Below are 2564 nucleotides of genomic sequence, written 5' to 3' on the forward strand. Positions count from 1 at the left end.
TCAACCAAACGGAGAGCTGTTCGAGAGCAGCTATTTTCTCAGCTTCGTTTGGCTTCCGCCGGCCGAGGATGTCTCGCGGATGGAGAACTGGCTTTACGAAGGCCGGGAAAAGACCGGCGTCGATCCACGGGAACTGCTAAAGAGCTTCGTCGACCGTACTGACCGTGTGCTGGATCTGGTCGAAGGCTTTGTTCCGGAAGCTGCATGGCTCGATGACGGCGAGACACTGACCTACCTGCACTCGACGGTCTCGACCAGGCGTCATCGTGTCCGTGTTCCGGAAACACCGATGCATCTCGACGCACTTCTGGTCGACCAGCCGCTTGCCGGTGGACTGGAGCCGCGACTGGGCGACACACATCTGCGCACGCTGACCATCATCGGGTTCCCGACTACCACCTTTCCGGGGATCCTCGACGATCTCAATGCGCTTGCCTTCCCCTACCGCTGGTCTACGCGGGCGATCCTGCTCGACAAGACCGATGCGACCAGGCTGCTGACGAAGATCCGCCGCCAGTGGTTTGCAAAGCGGAAGTCCGTCGCCGCGATCCTCAAGGAGGTGATGACCAATGAGGCATCCGTGCTCGTAGACACAGACGCGGCCAACAAGGCAGCCGATGCGGACGCGGCCTTGCAGGACCTCGGCTCCGACCAGATCGGCCAGGCTTACGTCACGGCCACACTGACGGTGTGGGATGCCGACCCGTCGATCGCGGACGAGAAACTCCGGCTGGTTGAGAAAGTGATCCAGGGGAAGGATTTCACGTGCATCGCCGAGAGGGTCAACGCCATCGAAGCCTGGCTCGGCAGCATTCCCGGTCACGTCTACGCCAACGTCCGCCAGCCGCCGCTATCTACCTTGAATCTCGCTCACATGATCCCCCTCTCGGCAGTCTGGGCGGGACCCGTCGAGGATGACCATTTTCGCGCGCCGCCGCTGTTCTTCGCCAGGACAGAAGGCGCAACGCCGTTTCGTTTCAGCCTCCATGTCGGCGATGTCGGTCACACCCTCGTCGTAGGCCCGACCGGGGCCGGCAAGTCGGTACTCCTGGCACTTATGGCGCTGCAGTTCCGGCGCTACGGGAACAACCAGATCTTTGCCTTCGATTTTGGTGGCTCGATCCGCGCCGCCATGCTCGCCATGGGCGGCGACTGGCACAATCTCGGCAGCAGTGCGTCGAGTGGCCAGGGAGCGGAAGATCCGCTTGCCCTTTTGACCTTGGCAGATCTGTCGGACGACATCGACGCAGTTTCGCTCCAGCCGCTTGGCCGTATTCACCACGTTCCGGAGCGTGCCTGGGCAGCCGACTGGCTCGTCGACATTCTTCTGCGCGAAGGCGTCCCGGTCACGCCGGACGTAAAGGAACATCTCTGGTCAGCGCTGACGTCACTGGCCAGCGCACCTGTTCAGGAGCGGACGCTCACTGGCCTGACGGTGCTCCTCCAGTCCTCGTCGCTGAAGCAGGCCTTGCAGCCCTATTGCGTCGGCGGTCCCTATGGCCGGCTGCTCGATGCCGAACAGGAACGCCTGGGCGACAAATCCGTACAGGCGTTCGAGACCGAAGGGTTGATCGGCACCGGTGCGGCTCCGGCCGTGCTTGCCTATCTCTTCCACCGCGTCGAGCAGAGAATGGATGGCCGACCGACACTGCTGATCATCGACGAAGGCTGGTTGGCGCTCGACGATGGCGGGTTCGCCGATCAATTGCGTGAATGGTTGAAGACGCTGAGGAAGAAGAATGCTTCCGTTATCTTTGCCACGCAATCACTCTCCGACATTGACGGCAGCAGGATCGCGCCAGCCATTGTCGAAAGCTGCCCGACGCGGCTGTTCCTGCCGAACGAACGCGCCATCGAGCCGCAGATCACCCAGATTTATCGGCGCTTCGGTCTCAACGATCGCCAGATCGAGATCGTCGCACACGCGACGCCGAAGCGCGACTACTACTGCCAGTCCCGGCGCGGCAACCGGCTGTTCGAGCTGAGCCTCGGTCCGATTGCGTTGGCGCTCTGCGCTGCGTCCTCGAAGTCGGACCAGGCGGCGATCGACCAGATCATTGCCGAGAGAGGCACAGATCAGTTCCTCAAGGCCTGGCTTGCCGATCGCGGACTCTCGTGGGCGGCCCACCTCATCCCCGATCTCACCAATGTCATCGACCATTCCGCGAAGGAGGTTTCCTCATGATGTCTATTCCTGCACGTTGCCGCATCCGGCGCATGGCCGCCGCCGGCGCATTGGTTGCCGCTGTTGCACTGTCATCGGTGCCGGCATTCGCATTCATCGTGTTCGATCCCAGGAATTACGCCGAAAACCTGCTTTCGGCCTCGCGGGCCCTTGAGCAAATTCAAAACCAGGTCACCTCGCTTCAGAACGAGGCGCAGATGCTGATCAACCAGGCGAAGAACCTCACTTCGCTGCCAACCTCCATGCTTGACCAGATCGAGGGCAATTTCTCGCAGATGAAGAGCCTGCTCGGCGAAGCCAACAAGCTCGCCTACAACGTCCAGGACATCGACAGTCAGTTTACGTCCGCTTATGAGAATTTTGGCACCGACCTTTCGAG

At 61.3% G+C, this 2564-nt stretch carries 1 protein-coding gene and 1 pseudogene; both read left to right on the forward strand.

Annotated elements, in window-relative coordinates; translation table 11 throughout:
* The coding region (gene trbE / locus EN884_RS32615; RefSeq protein ID WP_128360994.1) for a conjugal transfer protein TrbE at window positions 1–2185 on the forward strand (2185 nt) is incomplete at its 5' end.
* Window positions 2186–2217: 32 nt separating this feature from the next.
* Window positions 2218–2564 (forward strand): annotated as a pseudogene (locus EN884_RS32620) (P-type conjugative transfer protein TrbJ); the annotation flags it as partial.

This window comes from Mesorhizobium sp. M7A.F.Ca.AU.001.01.1.1, assembly GCF_004022735.1.
In the GTDB taxonomy this organism is placed as follows: Bacteria; Pseudomonadota; Alphaproteobacteria; order Rhizobiales; family Rhizobiaceae; genus Mesorhizobium; species Mesorhizobium ciceri.